This is a genomic window from Agrobacterium vitis (assembly GCF_014926405.1).
GTDB classification, from domain to species: Bacteria; Pseudomonadota; Alphaproteobacteria; order Rhizobiales; family Rhizobiaceae; genus Allorhizobium; species Allorhizobium vitis_H.
The window spans coordinates 2,805,733-2,826,166 of sequence record NZ_JACXXJ020000005.1 but is presented as its reverse complement, the minus strand read 5'-3'; the positions used below and the strand labels follow the sequence as shown (position 1 = coordinate 2,826,166).

Sequence of the window (20,434 nt, the reverse complement as noted above, 5' to 3'; positions counted from 1 at the left end):
ATCCACACGAGGTATCAGGCCCTCCACAAGCCTGCTGAGGTCAATCATGAGCGAATTTCAGCCGCTGGTTTTTTCCGGCGTTCAGCCCACCGGCAATCTCCATCTTGGCAATTACCTCGGCGCGATCCGCAAATTCGTCGCGCTCCAGGAAAATAACGACTGCATGTATTGCGTCGTTGACCTGCATGCGCTGACGGCGCAGCTGGTGCATGAGGATATGCGCGGTCAGATCCGGTCGATCACGGCGGCTTTTCTCGCGGCGGGTATCGACCCGGTCAAGCATATCGTTTTCAACCAGAGCCAAGTGCCACAACATGCCGAACTGGCCTGGATCTTCAACTGTGTCGCCCGCATCGGCTGGATGAACCGGATGACCCAGTTCAAGGACAAGGCGGGCAAGGACCGTGAGCAGGCCTCGCTTGGCCTGTTTGCCTATCCGAGCCTGATGGCTGCCGACATCCTGGTCTACCGCGCCACCCATGTGCCTGTGGGCGATGACCAGAAGCAGCATCTGGAACTGACCCGCGATATCGCCATGAAGTTCAATCTGGATTTTGCCCAACAGATCCGCCCGACCGGACTTGGCATCGATATCACTGTCGGCAACGAACCGGTGCATGCCTATTTCCCGATGGTCGAACCGCTGATCGACGGTCCGGCCCCCAGGGTGATGAGCCTGAAGGATGGCACCAAGAAAATGTCGAAGTCCGATCCTTCGGATCTGTCGCGCATCAACCTGATGGACGATGCCGAGGCGATTGCCAAGAAGATCCGCAAGGCCAAGACCGATCCGGACGCCTTGCCAAGCGAAACGGATGGACTGGCCGGACGGCCGGAGGCCGATAATCTGGTTGGTATTTATGCAGCCCTTGCCGACAAGACCAAAGCCGAGGTGCTGGCGGAATTCGGCGGGCAGCAGTTCTCAGTATTCAAGCCTGCTCTTATCGAACTTGCTGTCGAGGTTCTGTCGCCGATCACTGGTGAAATGCGCCGTTTGATGGGTGACCCTGCTCATATCGACGCCGTGTTGCGCGATGGTGGTGAGCGGGCGCGGGTCCGTGCCGAAAAAACCATGACGGAAATCCGCGACATTATCGGTTTCGTGCGCTAAGCTTTTATGATGATGCGTGGCAGGTGTCACGCGTCATCAGGTAACGGTTATCGGGGCCGGTCGATCCGGCCCGACGAACAGGGCAGGCCATGGTATCGAAACGTCTATCGCGTCTTGACGGGCACCGACGGAAATTTCTGACGGTCATCGACGATACGCCGGAATGCTCCCGCGCCGTCCATTATGCAGGCAGGCGCGCCAAGAATTCCAATGGCGGGCTGGTTCTGCTCTATGTGATTCCCGAGGGCGATTTCCAGCAATGGCTGGGTGTCGAGGAAATTATGCGGGCCGAGGCCCAGGAAGCTGCCGAAGCCGTTATGGCGAAATCTGCCCAGACGGTGCGTGAAACCATTGGGCTTGAACCGGAAATCGTCATCCGCGAGGGCAGTGCCGCCGAGCAGATCCAGGCGGTGATTGAGGAAGATCGCGATATCGCCATCCTCGTTCTAGCCGCAGGCTCGGCCAAGGACGGGCCTGGCCCGCTGGTCTCGATGATCGCCGGGCGGGCGCAGGCGTTTCCTATTCCGGTGACTGTGCTGCCGGATACGCTGAGCAATGAAGAAATCGACGCGCTTTGCTGAAAAGTGAGGCTGGACATGCCTTCAAGGTAAGACTGCCTCGGCATCTTCGAGCCGTGGTATAAGATCTTTATTTGCAGCCAGTGCTTGAAGCAGGACCTGCGAAGGTTTATTTTTGAAGCATTCTAAATCGGACCCGGCTTGACCGGTTCGCAAGGAGTTTGTGATGTTCATTCAGACGGAATCCACCCCCAATCCGGCTACTTTGAAATTCCTGCCGGGCAAGGTGGTGATGGACAATGGCACGGCTGAATTCCGCGACCGGGAGGCGGCCATGGCCTCGCCACTGGCTGAAAAGCTGTTTGCCATACCCGGCGTCACCTCCGTGTTCTTTGGCTATGACTTTGTGACCGTGACCAAGGATACTGCCGAATGGCCGCATCTGAAGCCGGCCATACTCGGTTCGATCATGGAGCATTTCATGAGCGGCGCGCCGATCATGGGCAGCGCTGTGGCAGGAGATGAGGCGTCGGACGAAGAGTTCTTCAACGAGGGTGACGAGACCATCGTTGCCACCATCAAGGAACTGCTGGAAACCCGGGTTCGTCCGGCCGTCGCCCAGGATGGCGGCGATATCACTTTCCGTGGTTTCCGCGATGGCAAGGTGTTTCTTAACATGAAGGGCTCTTGCGCGGGTTGCCCATCCTCCACCGCGACACTGAAGCATGGCGTACAGAACCTGCTGCGCCATTTCATTCCCGAAGTGCAGGAAGTCGAAGCCGTTTGATACGGTTTGGGCGCGGCGTCCCTTAGGTTGCCGCGCTTTCGATAAATGTGAAACGTCACGCAATGAAAAGCGAGCAGGCATGATCCTTTTGGCAATCGACACCGCCGGCGTTGATTGCGCTGTTGGCCTGTATGACAGCGATCTTGACCGGATGCTGGCGGCCAGAAGCGAAACGATTGGCCGTGGTCATGCCGAAAAGCTGATGGGCATGATCGACGCGGTCCTGACCGAGGCGTCACTTGCGCTCAGCAGTGTCGAGCGGGTTGCGGTCACCATTGGTCCCGGTTCCTTTACCGGCATTCGCGTCGGCCTGTCGGCGGCGCGGGGGCTAGCTCTGGCGCTGGGTGTCGATATCGTCGGCATTTCAACGCTTGCCGTTCTGGCGGCGGCAGAGCGCAGGCGGGGTGGCGCGGTTGCGGTGCTTGCTGCGATGGATGCCAAGCGCGATGAGGTCTATGTCCAGAGTTTCAGCCCTGATGCCGTGGCGCTGGATGACGCTCGATTGCTGTCGGTGGACGAATTTCGGGCGATGGCGGCTGAGCTTGCCAGGCATGGCGCAGGACGCGTCACCGGTTCGGCATGCCGGCTGCTGGAGAAAAACGTGGCAGGGGAAAGTGAAGAGGCTGCAACAGTGGAGGCAGATCACTTTCCGATGGAGGATATTGCCAGGCTTGGAGCGGTTGCGCAGGCCTCGGGCAAGCCAAAACCGCTTTACTTGCGGGGGCCGGATGTCAAGCCGCAGGCAGGTTTTGCCGTGGCGCGGGCATGATCCTGTTTTAGAGCACGATGGGCTGGTGGGTTTGTAGACGATAAACGCAATATAGTTAAATCTGCTGCGTATTTTCACCATAAATCCCAGGTGATCTTAGGAATTATCGGGTAATCTGTGCCGTGAGCATGTCGGAATAAACATATTTTATCCTGACTCTGGGGAGGGTCTTATGCTTGAAACAATTTTTGCCCGTAAAGCCGAGTTTGAAATCGTCGCTATGGAGCTGGACGATTGCCATGACGTGTCGGAATTGCATGGCCAGCGGTTTTCGCAGCCATGGAATGATGGCGCATTCGAAAGCCTGCTGTTGCAGCCCAATGTTTTCGGTTTCGTGATTCGCCAGACCAATACGCTGATGTTCAAGCCGCAGCTCAGCGGTTTCGTGCTGGCCCGCGAAGCAGCGGGCGAAGCAGAAATCCTGACGATTGCCGTGCATGAAAAGGGCGCCCGAAACGGCCTTGGCTGGCGGCTGATGCAGGGCGCGATGCGCGAATCCAGGGTGCGCGGCGGCGAAATCATGTTCCTCGAAGTGGATGATGGCAATCATCCCGCCATCAATCTCTACCGCAAGCTTGGCTTTGAAAAAGCTGGCGAAAGGCCCGCTTATTACGCCGATGCCAACGGTCGTCGCAGTGCAGCGCTTGTCATGCGGCGCGATCTTCGCTAACTCGTGACTATCGAAATTCACGAGCAACCGGACCATCATGACGGAGACGCCGAAAACGCTTGAAGAGCTCTGCGCGGAGCGTGGAATGCGCATGACCGAACAGCGGCGGATCATCGCGCGCATCCTGGAAGGCTGCGACGACCATCCTGACGTCGAGGAGCTGTACCGCCGCTCCTCGGCGATAGACGCCAAAATTTCGATCTCGACCGTCTATCGCACCGTCAAGCTGTTTGAGGATGCGGGGATTATCGCCCGTCATGATTTTCGCGATGGGCGCTCCCGTTACGAAACGGTGCCGGAAGAACATCACGATCATCTGATCGATTTGAAGACGGGCGTGGTCATCGAGTTCCGCTCACCCGAGATCGAGGCGCTCCAGGAGCGAATCGCTCGAGAACACGGCTTCCGGCTGGTGGATCACCGGCTGGAACTCTATGGCGTGCCATTGGCGAAGGACGAGCCGTGAGCAGGGCAAGCTTTGGCTGTTCGTGGCAGCCATGATCATCACCATCCGAACTGTCTTCATGCTGACGCTGCTTGTCGTCGTCACGCTGATTATGTTGCCGCTGCAATTGCTTGGCCTGGCGTTCGATCTGAAAATACGACGGCTGTTGCCGCGCTACTGGCATAGGATTGCCTGTCTGGTTCTCGGTATCCGGGTGCGGCTGCATGGCCTGCCGGAACGGCAAAGGCCGTTGATGCTGGCCGTCAATCACTGTTCCTGGACCGATATCCTGGTGCTGAGTTCCATTGCCGATGTGGTGTTCATCGCCAAGATGGAAGTGTCGGAATGGCCGATTTTCGGGACGCTGGCCAAGCTGCAAAAAAGCATTTTCATTCGCCGCGAGGAAAAGCGTTCTTCCGGTGAGCAGGTCAATGATATTGCGGCCCGCATGGCGGATGGTGAAATCGTTGTTCTGTTTCCTGAGGGCACGACGTCAGACGGCAATCGGCTGCTGCCGGTCAAATCCTCGCTGTTTGGCGCTGCCGCCATGGCAGTGCCGCTTGCTCCTGAGGGCGTGGTCTATGTGCAGCCGGTTGCCATCGCCTATACGGGAATCCATGGCATGCCGATGGGCCGCTTCCATCGGCCACTGGTCAGTTGGCCGGGCGATGTCACGCTTGGACCGCATCTGGCCGGTCTGCTCAACGTGGCTGCGGTGGATGTCGATGTCTGCTTCGGTGCGCCGGTCGCCTATACCAAGGATAGCAATCGCAAGCGGGTGAGCGCTAAGGTGGAAGCGGAGATCCGCCGCATGCTGCTGTCAAAGCTACTGGGCCGGACTATCGAATAGCAGACTCTAGAACAACGAACTGTCTGCCGCTTTTCATTGGGATGTTGCGGCACTCTTTGCTAATGCCGATCATTGGTATAAAAGCGCGCCATGACCCAGGAAATTTCAAGCCTTTCAGCATCGGTAGAGCCGGTGTCCGCCATGGTTGACCACACCTCTGCCCAGCAAAAGCCTGCGCCGCAGAAGAAGGTGTTTATCAAGACCTATGGCTGCCAGATGAATGTCTATGACAGCAGCCGCATGGCCGATGCGCTGGTGGCTGAAGGCTATCAATCGACCGAGGATATGGAGGAAGCCAGCCTCGTGCTGCTCAATACCTGTCATATCCGCGAAAAGGCCGCCGACAAGGTTTATTCGGCGCTTGGGCGCCTGCGCGAAATGAAAAAGGTCCGCGCTGCGAGAGGCGAGGAATTCATGATCGGCGTGGCCGGTTGCGTCGCCCAGGCCGAGGGCGAGGAAATCGTCCGCCGTGAGCCGGGCGTCGATGTGGTTGTCGGTCCGCAGACCTATCACCGCCTGCCGCAGGCCCTAAGACGGGCGCGAAGCGGAGAGCGGGTGGTCGATACCGATTATGCCGTCGAAGACAAGTTCGAGCACCTGCCCGATCCAACGAAGATCGCCGGCAAGCGCCGGATGATCACGGCTTTTCTGACCGTGCAGGAAGGCTGTGATAAATTCTGCACCTTCTGCGTGGTACCCTATACCCGTGGGTCCGAGGTTTCCCGTCCGCTTGCCCAATTGCTGGGTGAAGCCCAGAGGCTGGTGGAAAGCGGTGTGCGCGAAATCACCCTGCTTGGTCAGAACGTCAATGCCTGGCATGGCAAGGGACCGGACGGGCGTGAGATGGGCCTGGGCGATCTTCTTTACAAGCTCGCCGAAATTCCAGGCCTTGCCCGGCTGCGCTATACGACCAGCCATCCGCGTGACATGGACGAGCGGCTGATCGAGGCACATCGCGATCTGCGGATGTTGATGCCCTATCTGCATCTGCCGGTACAGTCGGGTTCCGACCGGATACTGAAAGCGATGAACCGTCGGCATAAAGCTGCCGATTACATCGCTCTCGTCGATCGTATCCGCGAGGCGCGTCCAGACATCGCCATATCAGGCGATTTCATCGTCGGTTTTCCCGGCGAAACCGACGCGGATTTCGAAGACACAATGAAATTGGTCGAGCGGATCGGCTATGCACAGGCCTTTTCGTTCAAATATTCGCCACGTCCAGGCACGCCCGGTGCCGACATGCCCGACCATGTGGCCGAGGACGTCAAGACCGAACGGCTGGCTCGATTGCAGGAACTGTTGTTAAAACAACAGCATGACTTTGCCCGCTCGCTGGTGGGGCAGACCATGGACCTGCTTTTGGAAAAGCCGGGCCGGATGCCGGGACAGATTATTGGCCGGTCTCCGTGGTTGCAGTCTGTGAATGTTGATGCAAAACCTTCGCAAATAGGCGACATTATTCAGGTACGAATCACGGATATCGGCCCAAACAGCTTGTTTGCCGAGGTGGCAGAGAGTTAGAGTGAGGGCAGGGACTGAATTCCGATAGGGAGCCTGATCGCTTGAACGCACCAGAAGTGGTAACCTCACCCTCGCGCAACACCAAAACCGCCGCGACCGACGCCAATCACTTCATCTTGACGTTCGAGAACAACCGGCATGCCAGCGAGCTTTTCGGCCAGTTCGAACAAAACCTGAAGTTGCTGGAGCAGCGGCTGAATATCAAAGCCAGCGCGCGCGGCAATTCCGTCTCCATCTCCGGCGACATCATGGCCACCAACCAGGCGCGCCGGGCGCTGGATTTCCTCTATGCCAGGCTGCAAAGCGGCGGCAGCGTCGAGGCTTCCGACGTGGAAGGTGCGATTCGCATGGCGGTGGCCGCCGATGACCAGCTGACCTTGCCGACGCTGGAGCGCAAGGCCAAGCTCAGCATGGCGCAGATTTCTACCCGCAAGAAAACCATTGTTGCCCGCACACCGACCCAGGATGCCTATATGCGGGCGCTGGAGCGGTCCGAACTGGTGTTCGGCACCGGCCCGGCTGGCACCGGCAAGACCTATCTGGCCGTGGCGCAGGCCGCGCAATTGCTGGAACGTGGCGCCGTCGACAAGATCATCCTGTCGCGCCCGGCGGTCGAGGCGGGTGAACGGCTGGGCTTCCTGCCCGGCGATATGAAGGAAAAGGTCGATCCTTACCTGCGGCCGCTCTACGATGCCCTCTATGATATGATGCTGGGCGACAAGGTGGAGCGGGCGATTACCGCGGGCGTAATCGAAATTGCCCCGCTGGCTTTCATGCGCGGGCGCACGCTGGCCAATGCCGCCATCATTCTTGATGAAGCACAGAACACCACATCCATGCAGATGAAGATGTTTCTGACGCGGCTTGGCGAAAATTCCCGGATGATCATTACCGGCGACCCGAGCCAGGTGGACCTGCCGCGCGGTGTAAAATCCGGTCTGGTTGAGGCCTTGGATATTCTGGCTGGCGTGGAAGGCGTCTCTTTCGTGCGCTTCAAGGATGTCGATGTTGTGCGTCACCCGCTTGTCGGGCGGATCGTCAGGGCCTATGATGCCCAATATGCGCAGCCTGAGCCTCACTATACGCAGCCTCTCGAAGGCGAGAAGCCGGAATAACCTGTTGCTGTGTCCTTGGTTGAGTGCGTGTGATTGATGAAGAAACTTGACGTTCAGATCGCTATCGAAACCGATGGCTGGCCGGATGAGGCGGAACTCGAGGCGTTGAGCACACGGATTTTGGACCATGCGGCGGATTTCATCGCTGCTGAAGGCCAGCCTTTTGCATCGATGCCTGCAGAGGTCTCTCTGGTCTTCACCGGGGATACCGAGATCCAGGCGATCAATAGCGAATGGCGGGGGCAGGACAAGCCGACCAATGTTCTGTCCTTTCCGGCTTATCCGATAGAGCCCGGCGATAAGCCGGGACCGATGCTGGGCGATATCGTCATTGCCCGCCAGACCGTGGAGCGGGAAGCGGCGGAGCTGGAGAAAACGATTACGGACCATCTGACGCATTTGATGGTGCATGGATTCCTCCACCTTTTCGGTTATGATCACATGACCGAGGATGAGGCGGAGGAGATGGAGGGACTGGAGACTCGCATTTTGGCCGGTCTTGGCTTATCTGATCCTTATGCGGGTCAAGTCCCGGTTTGATAGAACGGTAAAATGAGCGATTTTTCGACACGATCGGCCAGTGAGGCCACGAAGGAGCAGGACGGCTCCTCCTCCGAAGAGGGGTCTAGTCCGCAGCGAAGTTCCGCGGCCCACAAGCCGCAATCATCTTTCTGGGCGCGTGCCGCCCGGATCTTGAAACCCGCCGGCGGCAACCTGCGTGAGGATATCGCCGACGCGCTGATGTCCGACAGGGCCGCTGAAGAGGCCTTTTCCGCCGAAGAGCGGGCGATGTTGCACAATATCCTGCGCTTTCGCGAAGTGCGCGTCGAAGATGTCATGGTGCCGCGCTCCGATATCCATGCTGTCGATGTCGAGACCAGCATCGGCGAATTGATGACCCTGTTCCAGCAAACCGGCCATTCGCGCATGCCGGTCTATTGCGACACGCTGGATGATCCACGCGGCATGGTGCATATCCGCGATCTTCTCTCCTATATCACCCTGAAGGCGCTGAACGGCAACGGCCTCGACCTCGCCTGCGTCGATCTTGGCGTGACGCTGGAGGAGGCTGGCATCATCCGCTCCATCCTGTTCGTGCCACCGTCCATGCAAGCCTCCGACCTTCTGGCCCGTATGCAGGCTGCCCGCACCCAGATGGCGCTGGTGATCGACGAATATGGCGGCACCGATGGCCTGGTTTCGCATGAAGACATCGTCGAGATGGTGGTTGGCGACATTGAAGATGAGCATGATAAGGAAGAGGCGCTGGTCACCCGCGTCTCACAGGATGTCTATCTGGCCGATGCCCGCATCGAACTTGAGGAAATCGCCGAGGTGATCGGTCCCGATTTCGATATCAGTGCGGAAATCGATGAAGTCGATACTCTGGGCGGATTGCTCTCCACCGCGATTGGCCGGGTGCCGCAGCGTGGTGAAGTGGTGCAGGCGGTGGCAGGCTTCGAGCTACATATTCTCGATGCCGATCCGCGAAGAGTGAAGAAGGTCCGCATCACCCGCATGGCGCCCATTGCCAAGCGCCTGCAGGAAGGCGCCGATTTGCAGACAGTCGGATCCGGGCAGGGTAAGTAGCGGGCATGTAGCCCATCACCTATGGTTTAAGACGAGGCGGCAGTTTTTAAAAAGAACTGCCGCCTCTTCGATTCTTGCAGGCAGGGTTGTGGCAGTGTCTTGCCCTTTGTCGTAAATTTGAAGTGCTATACGAACTGGCCTTGAAAAGGGCAGCCCGTATTCCGTTTTCAAGTATCTCAAGCATTTGAGGTCTTTGAAATTATGCAATAGCAAGGTCTTGGGGGCGAAGATGGAACGGTTGGCGGCAAGGATCATGCTTCTGGCGGGATGGCGACGTGCCCTTCTTGCCATTGCCTCAGGCGCGGTCGGGGCGCTGGCGTTGCCGCCGGTAGGGTTCTTTGCCGCTCTGTTTTTCTCCTTCTCCATGCTTGTCTGGCTGCTCGATGGTGTAAGTGGCAATCCCGACAGGAGCTGGTCGCGGGGACTGCGGTCCGCCTTCTGGATCGGCTGGCTGTTCGGCTTCGGTTATTTCGTTGCTGGGCTCTGGTGGTTGGGCAATGCGCTGATGGTGGAGGCCGACGAATTTGCCTGGGCACTGCCGCTCGCGGTGCTCGGCCTGCCGGCGGTGTTGGCGGTGTTTTATGGCTTGGCCTGCCTTGCCGCCCGTCTGCTCTGGTCCGAAGGCCTTGGCCGGATTGCCGCGCTGGCGGCGATGTTCGGTATAACCGAATGGCTGCGCAGCTTTGTTGCCACGGGCTTTCCCTGGAATGCCATCGGCTATGGCGCCATGCCCATCCCATTGATGATGCAATCGGCTGCGGTGCTGGGTCTTTTCGGGGTTTCGGCCCTTGCCGTCTTCGTCTTTGCCGCCCCGGCTCTTCTGGGAACCCGCCGTGGGGCAAAGCTCGGGCTGGCGCTGGCCGGAATATTGATCTGCGGCCATCTCGGCTATGGCGCTTACCGGCTGTCTCTGCCGGAGCCGGACGGACGGAAGGTGACAATGCGCCTGGTCCAGCCGAATATAGACCAGGCAGCGAAGATGGACGATACCGACCGCGTTGCGATTTTCGAGAAACATCTTCGCCTGACAGCGTTGCCGACACCGGCCGATCAGCCACGCCCGGATGTGATTGTCTGGCCGGAAACCACCATTCCCTTCATCCTCACCGAAAATCCAGACGCCTTGCGGCAGATTGCCGGGACGTTGCAGGAGGGCCAAGTGCTGATCACCGGCACAGTCCGTTCGGAAGATCAGGGTGCCGGAATTGCCCCGCGCTATTATAATTCGATCTATGCAATCGACAGTCAGGGGCAGATCCTTGCCGCCGCCGACAAGGTCCATCTTGTGCCATTTGGGGAATATGTCCCATGGCAGGACATCCTGTCGAAGCTCGGTATTACCAACATTATCGACCTGCCAGGAGGCTTTTCTCCAGGTGCATCACGGTCCCTTATGACCCTTCCGGGGGGGCTGAAGCTCTATCCGTTGATCTGTTACGAGGTCATTTTTCCTGACGAAATGGTTAAGGGATTATCCGGGGCCAATGCCATAATCAATGTCACCAACGATGCCTGGTTTGGAGATACGCCAGGTCCATTTCAGCATTTTCAACAGGCAAGATTACGCGCCGTCGAGACTGGGCTGCCAATTATTCGCGCCGCCAATAATGGCATTTCTGCCTTAATTGACGGACGGGGACGCGTGTTTTCGGGTTTGCGATTGAACGCTGAAGGCGTGGAAAATGCAACTTTTACGCTATCAGTTGCGCCTGAAACCAATGTAAATCATAATAAATACAACTTTTGGGCGGTAACTGCTTTGTTATTATCTGCGGCTGTAATTTCTCGTTTAGGTTTAATATCGAGAGTGAATTGACGAAAAACCCCTAAAAATGCATAGTGCTGTAGCTTGGTAGTGCTTGTAATCCAGCGCTTGAAGCGCTGGCGTGTGCAACGTAACGTTATATGAAGTTGCAAGCGCTACGGGTTAAGATCAATTTCAACTGTCTTCAGGATCGTCACATGCTCGAAAACAAAAAGAAGCCTAACCCCATCGACATTCATGTCGGTAGCCGGATTCGTCTTCGCCGCACCATGCTCGGAATGAGCCAGGAAAAGCTGGGCGAAAGCCTCGGCATTACGTTTCAACAAATTCAGAAGTACGAAAAAGGCACAAATCGTGTCGGCGCCAGCCGCTTGCAGAATATTTCAAGCATTCTGAATGTACCCGTCTCGTTCTTTTTCGAGGATGCACCGGGTGAGCAGGTTGTAGCAGGCGCCAATGGCTTTTCCGAGGCGGCCAGTTCCAACTATGTCGTGGACTTCCTCTCGTCTTCCGAAGGCCTGCAGCTGAACCGCGCTTTCGTGAAGATCAACGATCCGAAAGTGCGCCGTAAAGTCGTCGATCTGGTCAAGGCGCTTGCCGCCGACGCAGACGCGGAATAACCGGGACCCTTCAGGGCTCGAAAAAAAAGCGGCGATTAAGCCGCTTTTTTTATGTCTTGGTCACGTTTGAGAAAGGCTTGCTGACATAAAGATATATTTATGTCGTTGTGTCCTTGTTTTTGAGGCTTGGAGCCTCTATCACAGGAGCATCTGGTTCATTGAGGGGAATCCCGCATGCGCTCAAACTATCTGTTTACGAGTGAGTCCGTTTCGGAAGGTCATCCAGACAAGGTCTGCGACCGAATTTCGGACGAAATCGTCGATCTGGTCTATCGTGAAGCGGCACGGACCGGGGTGGATCCCTGGACGGTGCGCATCGCCTGCGAGACGCTGGCGACCACCAATCGTGTTGTCATCGCCGGTGAGGTTCGCCTGCCGCCGAGCCTGATGAAGACCGACAAGAACGGCAATGAGGTCATCAACCCTGCCAAGTTCAAGGCTGCGGCGCGCAAGGCAATCCGCGACATCGGCTATGAACAGGACGGCTTCCATTGGAAGACCGCCAAGATCGACGTTCTCCTGCATTCCCAGTCGGCCCATATCGCCCAAGGCGTCGACAAGGCTGCCGACCATGAAGGCGGCGAAGGCGCAGGTGACCAGGGCATTATGTTCGGCTATGCCTGCGGCGAAACGCCGGACCTGATGCCTGCACCGATCTATTATTCCCACAAGATCCTTCAGCTTCTCTCGGCAGCCCGTAAAAAGGGCGAGGGCGACGTGGGCAAACTTGGTCCCGATGCCAAGAGCCAGGTCACTGTCCGTTATGTTGATGGCAAGCCTTCCGATGTCGCCTCCATCGTGCTTTCCACGCAGCATCTCGACGAAAGCTGGGATTCGGCCAAGGTCCGTTCGGTCGTTGAGCCCTATATTCTCGAAGCGTTTGGCGACCTGAAGGTTGCTGACGACTGCAAGTGGTATATCAACCCGACCGGCAAATTCGTGATCGGCGGTCCCGATGGCGATGCAGGCCTGACAGGTCGCAAGATCATCGTCGACACCTATGGTGGCGCGGCCCCGCATGGCGGTGGCGCATTTTCCGGCAAGGATACCACCAAGGTCGACCGCTCGGCTGCTTATGCAGCGCGTTATCTGGCCAAGAACGTGGTTGCAGCCGGCTTAGCGGAGCGCTGCACCATCCAGATCGCCTATGCGATCGGCATTGCTCAGCCTTTGTCGATCTATGTCGATCTGCATGGTACCGGCAAATATACCGAGGACCAGATCGAGGCGGCAATCCGCTGCGTGATGGATCTGTCTCCGACCGGTATTCGCCGCCATCTCGATCTCAACAAGCCAATCTATGCCAAGACCTCTGCCTATGGCCATTTTGGCCGCAAGGCTGGCCGTGACGGCTCCTTCGCATGGGAGAAGCTTGATCTGGTCAAGCCGCTCAAGGAAGCCTTGAAGGGCTGAATACGATGACCACAGATCGCCGTAGCCGGGCGACCGAAGCCTTTTTCGGTCGTCGCAAGGGAAAGCCGCTCCGCGACCAGCAAGTCGAGCGGATGACCCATCTCCTGCCCGAACGCAAGTTAGACTTGGGGTCGGCAGCGCCTGGCGATTTGAAGACACTGTTTCCTGTGCCGGTGCAGCGCATACGCCTGGAAATCGGCTTTGGTGGGGGCGAACATCTGGCCCACCGTGCCAGACATGATGCCACGACCGGCTTTATTGGCGTCGAGCCCTTCGTCAATTCCATGGCCAAGCTGCTGGCCGTAATTGAGGATGAGGGTCTGCCCAATATCCGGGTCTATGACGACGATGCCACGCAATTGCTGGACTGGCTGCCAGCGTCATCGATCGATCAGATCGATCTTCTCTACGCTGACCCCTGGCCAAAGCGCAAGCATTGGAAGCGCCGTTTCGTCTCGCAGGTCAACCTGGAGCGGTTTCACCGGGTGTTGAAACCAGGCGCAAATTTCTGCTTCGCCTCTGATATCGATACCTACGTGAACTGGACGCTGCTGCATTGCCGCAACCATGGCGGTTTCGATTGGCTGGCCGAAAGCTCCGCCGATTGGCTGACGCCCTACGAGGGCTGGCCAGGCACGCGCTATGAGGCCAAAGCCCGTCGCGAGGGCCGTTCATCGGCTTATTTGACCTTCCGCAGGACCTAATCCAAGGCTCTTGAAGAGCCGCGAGTCTTCCTGACTGGAAAAGATTTCGAGTATCTCAACTGCATAAAAGCTTTGAAATATTCAGGCTTGATTGAGGCAGGTCTTGCCGTGGCCTGTTATAGGCTCAAGCCTCTGCGGAGACGCTTTCATCTTCACTTAAAGTGCGAATCAAAACACCCTGCGCAATGCATGGCGCAGGGTGTTTTTAGTCAATCGTTATCGATGAAAGCTCAGTGTAGGCTGACGGTTTTCAACTCGTCTTCTGCGGCCTTGAAGAAGGTGGAGGAGCGGTTATCGGTAAGCAGGATGGGTGTGCCGTCAGCGGCAAATAGCGCCCAGAGATCCGTGCGCGGGTCGATTTCCGGGGCATCGGGAAAGCAGCGGGACACTTCGTCGTAACGGATCTTGCGGATATAGCCCACTTCGCCGGAGCCAAGATGTGCCAGCTCATTTTTCGAGAGCTTGGAGGTGGCTTCTTTAATCAACATTCCGGATCTCCGTCATTGAGGGAGGGGCGGCACAACAGCCTTCACCAGGACGCGCGAAATCTGCTGTAACACCCTATATCTTTTGCAGTATGTGGTCCTGAAACCGACCCGGTCCAAGGAACTTGTGCAAAAGCGCCATGATCCTAGTCTGAGGCGGAAATATTAATTTTCCTTACCATTTGCTGCGTATCAGGACGAATTAGTTCGACCACCAGTAGGCCGTTTCGCATCCGTGCGCGCGAAACGTCCATTCCGTCCGTTAACAGGAAACTGCGCTGAAAGTTCCGTGCGGCTATGCCGCGAAACAAATAATCGGCATCCGGGCGTTCGGTCTGGGAACCTCGAATGATCAGCTGGTTTCCCTCGACCAGAACCTCCAGATCGCTCTCGGAAAAGCCCGCCACGGCAAGAGTAATCCGCAACCGGTCCCCTTCATGGTCGCTGGTGCGGCGAACAAGCTCGATATTATAGGGCGGATAGCCGTCGCTGGTCCGGGCCAACTGACTCAACACGGCATCGGTAATGTCGAAACCCAGCAGCAGGGGTGTGGTGATGGATTTTGTCCGTCGCATTCTGTCCTCGTCTGGCCCCCCGCCAGACGACAAGTCGGTCCTTGCGGGCCAGTCGTTGCGGGATTGTGTTTCCGGTGGTCGGCATGTCTGTACTTTGGTTAAGATATGGGAGCCCCGAGGGCGGGAAACAAGCGTTTGACCGGCACGATAGATCTTGACAATAGCCCGGCTGCCCGTCCATCAAACCCTATCAATCCAAGGATAGGCCCGCATGGAAAAGCCCAGAAAAATCATCATCGATACCGATCCCGGTCAGGACGATGCCGCAGCCATCATGCTGGCGCTTGCCAGTCCCGATCAGTTGGACGTCCTCGGCCTGACGGTGGTTGCAGGAAATGTTCCCCTGTCGATGACCAGCCGCAATGCCCGTATCGTCTGCGAACTGTCGGGCCGATTAGACCTACCGGTCTATGAAGGCGCACTGAAGCCTCTGGAGCGGCCCCAGGTGACGGCGGAACATGTGCATGGCAAGACCGGGCTGGACGGGGCCGAGGTCGATGAGCCGGTCATGCCGGTTCAAGACCAGCATGCGGTCGATTTTATCATCGATACCATTCGCCGCGAGCCAGCGGGCACCATTACGCTCTGCACGCTCGGACCGCAGACCAATATTGCCCTGGCACTGCAAAAGGCCCCGGATATTGCACCGCGTGTTCGTGAACTTGTGATGATGGGTGGCGGCTTTTTCGAGGGTGGCAATATTACCCCTGCGGCGGAGTTCAATGTCTATGTCGATCCGCAGGCATCCCGGATTGTGTTTGGTTCAGGCATCCCGATCGTGATGATGCCGCTGGACGTCACCCACCAGCTTTTGACCACCAAGGCCCGGGTTGCCCGCATTGGCGCCATTGGTACACGGGTGGCCAAGGTCATGGTGGACTGGCTGGAGTTTTTCGAGCGTTTCGATATCGAGAAATACGGTTCGGATGGTGGACCGCTGCATGATCCCAGCGTGATTGCCTATCTTCTCCAGCCGGAGCTGTTTTCCGGACGTGATTGCAACGTAGAAATCGAAACTGAATCTGAACTGACGGTCGGCATGACGGTGGTGGACTGGTGGCGCGTGACCGGTCGTACGCCCAATGCCAAGGTGATGCGCGATGTGGATGCTGACGGCTTCTTTGCCTTGCTGACGGAACGGTTGGCGCGCCTCTAAACCTGGTGCAAATCCTCTTTATCCTTTTTGGTGTCTTGGTCCGGCCATTTTCTTTTGGCCGGGCCTGTGGCACATCTGAGAGATGAGCACACCGAAAACGTCACCAGAGCCCGCCGATTTTACCCATATCCGTGATTGGGTCTTCGACCTCGACAACACGCTTTATCCGCATCACATCAATCTGTTTGCCCAGATTGATCGCAACATGACCGCCTATGTTGCGGATCTGTTGCAGATGGAGACGGAGGATGCGCGCATCCTTCAAAAGCGCTATTATCATGAGCATGGTACGACATTGGCAGGCCTTATGGCCCGTCATGGCGTCGATCCTAATGATTTCCTGGAAAAGGCCCATGCCATCGATTATTCCGCCCTGTTGCCGGATGTGGCTCTGGGCGAGGCGATCAAGGCTCTGCCGGGACGAAAGTTTATTTTCACCAATGGCACGGTGGAACATGCCGAGGCGGCGGCGAGGGCGCTCGGCATTCTCGATCATTTCGACGACATTTTCGATATCGTTGCTGCGGCCTATCTGCCGAAACCGGCCAGCCAGACCTATGACACATTCACCCGGCTGAAGCAGATCGATGCCGGGCAGGCAGCGATGTTCGAGGATCTGCCGCGCAATCTCGTCGTGCCGAAGGCCTTGGGCATGAAAACCGTACTGCTCGTGCCGCGCAATCTGGAAGCCGTGGTGCTGGAAAGCTGGGAGCGGATGGATAGCGACGAAGGCCATGCGCATGTCGATTACGCCACCGACGATCTGGCTGGCTTTCTTGCCTCTCTTTTGGCAGCTGGAGAGTTTCAGGTTCAGAGTGAGCCAGGCAGGTCATAGATCGTTATTAAGTACAACATTACGAAAAAGTAACTAGCATTACAGAACCTTAAGTGGCCGCCGCAGGGGCGAGTGCCTATCCTCTCGATATTGCAGAACACAGCCTGCCTTAGGCTGGCGGTGTTCTGCAACGTTGATACGGCTGCATCGTTCGATCACAGAACCGATTTCCGGTCTTGAAACGATGTGGCACCGAGGAAAGGAAACTTCATGAGTGCGAAGAAAACGACCATTGCGGCCCTGGCGGCTACCCTGCTGGTCAGCGCGTCATCCGGTGCCGTATTTGCAAAAGACGGTAAGGCTCCACCTCCACCCCCGCCACGGCCTGATGAGATGCGCGACGCCTGCGGTCCACGGCCGATGATGATGCGTGGACCGGCAGCGATGTTCATCTTTGCCCTCCAGCAATTCGACACCAACAAGGACGGTAAGATTTCGAAGGAAGAGGCCAAGGCTGCTGAAGACAAGCTCTTTACGGCCATCGATACCGACAAGGACGGCGTTCTGACGCCAGGTGAACTGCGCAAGTTCCATGAAGCACGCATGGAGGCCATGCGTGCCGAGATGCCGAAACCTCCGGGGCCTGAGGGTGCCGCGCCAGCCGATCCTAATGGGCCAAAGCCTGACGAGGCGACGGATCAGCCACCACCGCCGCCGCCAGGTGGCCTGGGTGCTGAAGACGACGCCATGGGACCGTCTGATGACGGCATGGCCGGTTGTGGTCCGCATCGTCCAGGGCCTGAACGTTGGGCGAAGGAACGCGGTCCTGAGGGCGAGCGAATGGGTGGACCCCGTGGTCCTCATGGCCATCGCCCGATGATGGCGATGGGGCCAATGGGTGGTCCAATGGGTGCGATGCGCCTGCTGGAGAAGGTCGACACCGATGAAAACGGCCAGATCAGCAAGGCCGAAGCCGATGCGGCGCTCGATAAGCTGTTCACCCGTCTGGATACCAATAAGGATGGGTTCATTTCGGCCGATGACTTCCCGAAGGGACCGTCGCTTCTGCCTTGATTGCCTAGGCCTGATTGCCTGAGCCTGATTTGCATGGTCCTGTTTGCTTGCGCTTCGATAGCCAAGTGCGGATATGCAATATGGTCTTAAATGAAAAGCGCCGTGCGTCAGAAACGCACGGCGCTTTTTAATAACCAAGGCTCGAAGATGCTAAGGCATCCTCGCCTGACAAGAGTTTCGAATATCTCAAATGCGTCAAAGGCTTGAGATATTCGAAAAAGGAATACCAACTGCCATTTTCAATGGCTCTTGGTATAAGTCTATCGATCAGGCAGAAGAGAGCCTGGCATCACTGGCGAAAATCAGAACTCCTCCCAATTGTCGCGGCTGACGGCGGCGTTGCCATGGCTGACCGGAACAGACTGCTGGGCTCTGCGTGGGGCCTGCGCTCTGGGAGCAGGCGCAGGCGAGGCCGGAGCCGAGCGCACTGGCTGGGCGATATCGTTTCCGGTTCTAAATTGCGCGAGCAGATCCGAAAGGCGACGGCTTTCCTGATTGAGACCGGCCCCAGCCGCGTTCATTTCTTCCACCATGGCGGCATTCTGCTGAGTCGCCTGGTCCATATGGTTGACGGCGGTATTGACCTCCGCCAAACCGCTGGCCTGTTCCTGGGCGGCCGTCGCAATGGCATCCATATGCTGGTTCATGTCCTCGACCACCTTGGAAATGGTCGTCAGGCCTTCGCCAGTATCGTTGACCAGCTTAACGCCTTCGCTGACAGCCGCTTCCGAATTGCCGATCAGCGACTTGATTTCCTTGGCGGCATTGGCGGAGCGTTGCGCCAGTTCGCGCACTTCCTGGGCAACGACCGCAAAGCCCTTGCCTGCTTCACCAGCGCGGGCAGCCTCGACCCCCGCATTCAAGGCCAGAAGGTTGGTCTGGAAGGCGATCTCGTCGATCACGCTGATGATCTGGGTGATCTTGCGCGAAGCATCCTCGATCCGCTCCATGGCGGAGACGGCATTGTTGACCACGGTCGCCGAATGTTCGGCATGCTGGCGGGCATTGCGCACCAGATTGCGGGCTTCGCCAGTCCGCTTGGATGTTGCTTGGACGTTGGAAGTGATCTGCTCCAGCGCGGCGGCGGTTTCCTCTAGCGAGGCGGCCTGCTGTTCAGTGCGCTTGGCCAACGTGTCGGAGGCCTGCGAAATTTCACCGCTGCCATTGGTGACACCCTTGCCGACCTGGCCCACAGCCACGAGTGCGGAGCGCAACTGGTTGACCGAGGCATTGAAGTCGTGACGAAGCGGTTCGAACTGGGTAGCAAACTGCTGATCGATTTCGCAGAGAAGGTCGCAGGAGGCCAGCCGCTTCAGGCCAGCGGCCAGTGCGCCCGTTGCTTCGTTCAGGCGGCGTTCCGCATCTTCCTCGGCGCGGCGCTGGACATCCTTGCGTTCCTGCTCCGCATTGAGCCGGTTCTGTTCGGTCTGTGCTTCCAGCTGAACTTTCGCCAGGGCCGACTGGCGCATCACTTCGACGGCGCCAGCCATTTCCCCGATTTCGTCCTTGCGGTCGGCGTCGGGTACCGTGACATCCAGCTTGCCATCGGCAATATGCAGCATCACCTTTGCCATGCGGGTCACAGGGCGTGACACGCCCAGGATGATCCAGCCGGTCAAGATGCTCATCAACAGCACGCCGAACAGAATGACACCAATGGTGACATAGGAGGACTGCGTATAGGCTGCCTCGGCAGCTGTGCTTGACGCTGCCGCACCGCTATCGTTGAGCTTGATGATTTCGCCAAGCGCAATGAAGCTGTCGACCAGCGGCTGACGGGCTGGGGCGATTGCGGCGGTTGCTGCAACCTGATCCTTGGCGGCGACGGCGTTGATGATCTTCTTTTGAAATTCGAGATAGCGGGTCCACTTGGCTTCGAAATCGCCCCACAATTTCTTCTCAGCATCGTTGCGCAGGGTTGCGCGGAAATCCGCATAGGATTTCGGAATGGAGGCATCCATTTCCACGAATTCGTCATCCAACCCTTTGATTTCGGCGGGATCGACGGCAATGGTCTTGCGGATCGTCGTCGTGTGATAGCGCAACATGGTAAACTGAATGCCATCCAGTTTCGCCATCCGGGGCATCCACACCTGCCGCGTATCGGAGGCTGCCGAAAAGACCACGGACGTCTGCTTGTAGCTGAACAGGCCGAGGAGGATGACAAGCATCAGTGCTGCCCCTGCCATGACCATTAATCGCGTTGAAATCCTCAAACTCATCACTATGCCCCCCAGGCTGGCATCCCAATATTTGGCTGCCTGAGGATTGACCCAAATTGATAAATTAAAAATGAAGTTATCGGTAATATAAGGAATATGAAGGCAAATTTTACGCCCTATGATTGTGCCGCGGCGAGAGACATATTGTCACTGAAAGCAAAAATTCGATGGGCTGATTTTAAAGCCTCATTGATCCCATTACCAGACTGAGTAAAAGCTTCGGAGAGCCCGGTCACCTGTGCTCCAGATGAGCGAGCATCTAGAGA

General features: G+C 57.4%; 21 protein-coding genes. 18 read left to right on the top strand and 3 right to left on the bottom strand.

The features are described from left to right. The first annotated feature begins 46 nt into the window (after positions 1-46). The 15 genes from trpS (at position 47) to trmB (ending at position 13,881) form a co-directional block, all read left to right on the top strand. Positions 47-1,111, top strand: coding sequence for a tryptophan--tRNA ligase (gene trpS / locus IEI95_RS24440; protein WP_012654827.1), 1,065 nt, complete (start codon positions 47-49; stop codon positions 1,109-1,111). 89 nt (positions 1,112-1,200) lie between these two features. Further along, positions 1,201-1,692 carry a universal stress protein gene (locus tag IEI95_RS24435; RefSeq protein ID WP_070163734.1) on the top strand — a complete coding sequence of 164 codons (492 nt, stop codon included), beginning with the start codon at positions 1,201-1,203 and terminating at the stop codon, positions 1,690-1,692. Positions 1,693-1,855: 163 nt separating this feature from the next. Continuing rightward, positions 1,856-2,416, top strand: coding sequence for a NifU family protein (locus IEI95_RS24430; RefSeq protein WP_012654829.1), 561 nt, complete (start codon positions 1,856-1,858; stop codon positions 2,414-2,416). Positions 2,417-2,495: 79 nt separating this feature from the next. Then, entirely contained in the window at positions 2,496-3,185 is a 690-nt protein-coding gene (tsaB, locus tag IEI95_RS24425; RefSeq protein WP_156531329.1) for a tRNA (adenosine(37)-N6)-threonylcarbamoyltransferase complex dimerization subunit type 1 TsaB, read from the top strand. 172 nt (positions 3,186-3,357) lie between these two features. After that, a complete protein-coding gene (locus tag IEI95_RS24420; RefSeq protein WP_012654831.1) occupies positions 3,358-3,855 on the top strand; it encodes a GNAT family N-acetyltransferase in 498 nt (165 codons plus the stop codon). A gap of 37 nt (positions 3,856-3,892) precedes the next feature. Beyond that, on the top strand, positions 3,893-4,321 hold the full coding sequence (locus IEI95_RS24415) for a Fur family transcriptional regulator (protein ID WP_041696121.1): 429 nt from the start codon (positions 3,893-3,895) through the stop codon (positions 4,319-4,321). Between the two features lie 31 nt (positions 4,322-4,352). Continuing rightward, a complete protein-coding gene (olsA, locus tag IEI95_RS24410) occupies positions 4,353-5,150 on the top strand; it encodes a lyso-ornithine lipid O-acyltransferase (RefSeq protein ID WP_156531330.1) in 798 nt (265 codons plus the stop codon). 141 nt (positions 5,151-5,291) lie between these two features. Then, a complete protein-coding gene (gene miaB / locus IEI95_RS24405; protein ID WP_156531597.1) occupies positions 5,292-6,674 on the top strand; it encodes a tRNA (N6-isopentenyl adenosine(37)-C2)-methylthiotransferase MiaB in 1,383 nt (460 codons plus the stop codon). A gap of 41 nt (positions 6,675-6,715) precedes the next feature. Next, complete coding sequence (locus IEI95_RS24400; RefSeq protein ID WP_156531331.1) at positions 6,716-7,789, top strand: PhoH family protein; 1,074 nt, start codon at positions 6,716-6,718, stop codon at positions 7,787-7,789. Positions 7,790-7,825: 36 nt separating this feature from the next. Continuing rightward, entirely contained in the window at positions 7,826-8,329 is a 504-nt protein-coding gene (gene ybeY / locus IEI95_RS24395; RefSeq protein ID WP_156531332.1) for an rRNA maturation RNase YbeY, read from the top strand. Positions 8,330-8,341: 12 nt separating this feature from the next. Next, complete coding sequence (locus tag IEI95_RS24390; protein ID WP_012654837.1) at positions 8,342-9,379, top strand: hemolysin family protein; 1,038 nt, start codon at positions 8,342-8,344, stop codon at positions 9,377-9,379. A 229-nt stretch (positions 9,380-9,608) separates the two neighbouring features. After that, positions 9,609-11,195 (top strand): apolipoprotein N-acyltransferase, encoded by a 1,587-nt coding sequence (gene lnt / locus IEI95_RS24385; RefSeq protein ID WP_156531333.1) that lies wholly within the window; start codon positions 9,609-9,611, stop codon positions 11,193-11,195. A 146-nt stretch (positions 11,196-11,341) separates the two neighbouring features. Continuing rightward, entirely contained in the window at positions 11,342-11,764 is a 423-nt protein-coding gene (locus IEI95_RS24380) for a helix-turn-helix domain-containing protein (RefSeq protein WP_012654839.1), read from the top strand. 174 nt (positions 11,765-11,938) lie between these two features. Then, positions 11,939-13,177 carry a methionine adenosyltransferase gene (gene metK, locus IEI95_RS24375; protein WP_194417126.1) on the top strand — a complete coding sequence of 413 codons (1,239 nt, stop codon included), beginning with the start codon at positions 11,939-11,941 and terminating at the stop codon, positions 13,175-13,177. 5 nt (positions 13,178-13,182) lie between these two features. Beyond that, complete coding sequence (gene trmB, locus IEI95_RS24370) at positions 13,183-13,881, top strand: tRNA (guanine(46)-N(7))-methyltransferase TrmB (protein WP_012654841.1); 699 nt, start codon at positions 13,183-13,185, stop codon at positions 13,879-13,881. Between the two features lie 230 nt (positions 13,882-14,111). Here the strand turns inward: trmB and IEI95_RS24365 are convergent, their stop codons facing one another. Continuing rightward, the gene (locus tag IEI95_RS24365) at positions 14,112-14,369 is read right to left on the bottom strand and encodes a BQ00720 family protein (protein WP_012654842.1); all 258 of its coding nucleotides are present in this window, start codon (positions 14,367-14,369) and stop codon (positions 14,112-14,114) included. 143 nt (positions 14,370-14,512) lie between these two features. Further along, the gene (locus IEI95_RS24360; protein ID WP_012654843.1) at positions 14,513-14,941 is read right to left on the bottom strand and encodes an Hsp20 family protein; all 429 of its coding nucleotides are present in this window, start codon (positions 14,939-14,941) and stop codon (positions 14,513-14,515) included. Between the two features lie 211 nt (positions 14,942-15,152). Between IEI95_RS24360 and IEI95_RS24355 the strand changes: the two genes are divergently transcribed. The 3 genes from IEI95_RS24355 (at position 15,153) to IEI95_RS24345 (ending at position 17,946) form a co-directional block, all read left to right on the top strand. Then, positions 15,153-16,097, top strand: a complete 945-nt coding sequence (locus IEI95_RS24355) for a nucleoside hydrolase (protein WP_156531334.1) — start codon at positions 15,153-15,155, stop codon at positions 16,095-16,097. An 82-nt stretch (positions 16,098-16,179) separates the two neighbouring features. Continuing rightward, positions 16,180-16,932, top strand: coding sequence for a pyrimidine 5'-nucleotidase (locus IEI95_RS24350; protein WP_156531335.1), 753 nt, complete (start codon positions 16,180-16,182; stop codon positions 16,930-16,932). A gap of 210 nt (positions 16,933-17,142) precedes the next feature. Continuing rightward, positions 17,143-17,946 (top strand): EF-hand domain-containing protein, encoded by an 804-nt coding sequence (locus IEI95_RS24345; RefSeq protein WP_194417125.1) that lies wholly within the window; start codon positions 17,143-17,145, stop codon positions 17,944-17,946. A gap of 302 nt (positions 17,947-18,248) precedes the next feature. Here the strand turns inward: IEI95_RS24345 and IEI95_RS24340 are convergent, their stop codons facing one another. Beyond that, complete coding sequence (locus tag IEI95_RS24340; RefSeq protein WP_156531336.1) at positions 18,249-20,168, bottom strand: HAMP domain-containing methyl-accepting chemotaxis protein; 1,920 nt, start codon at positions 20,166-20,168, stop codon at positions 18,249-18,251. Between the last annotated feature and the right edge of the window lie 266 nt (positions 20,169-20,434).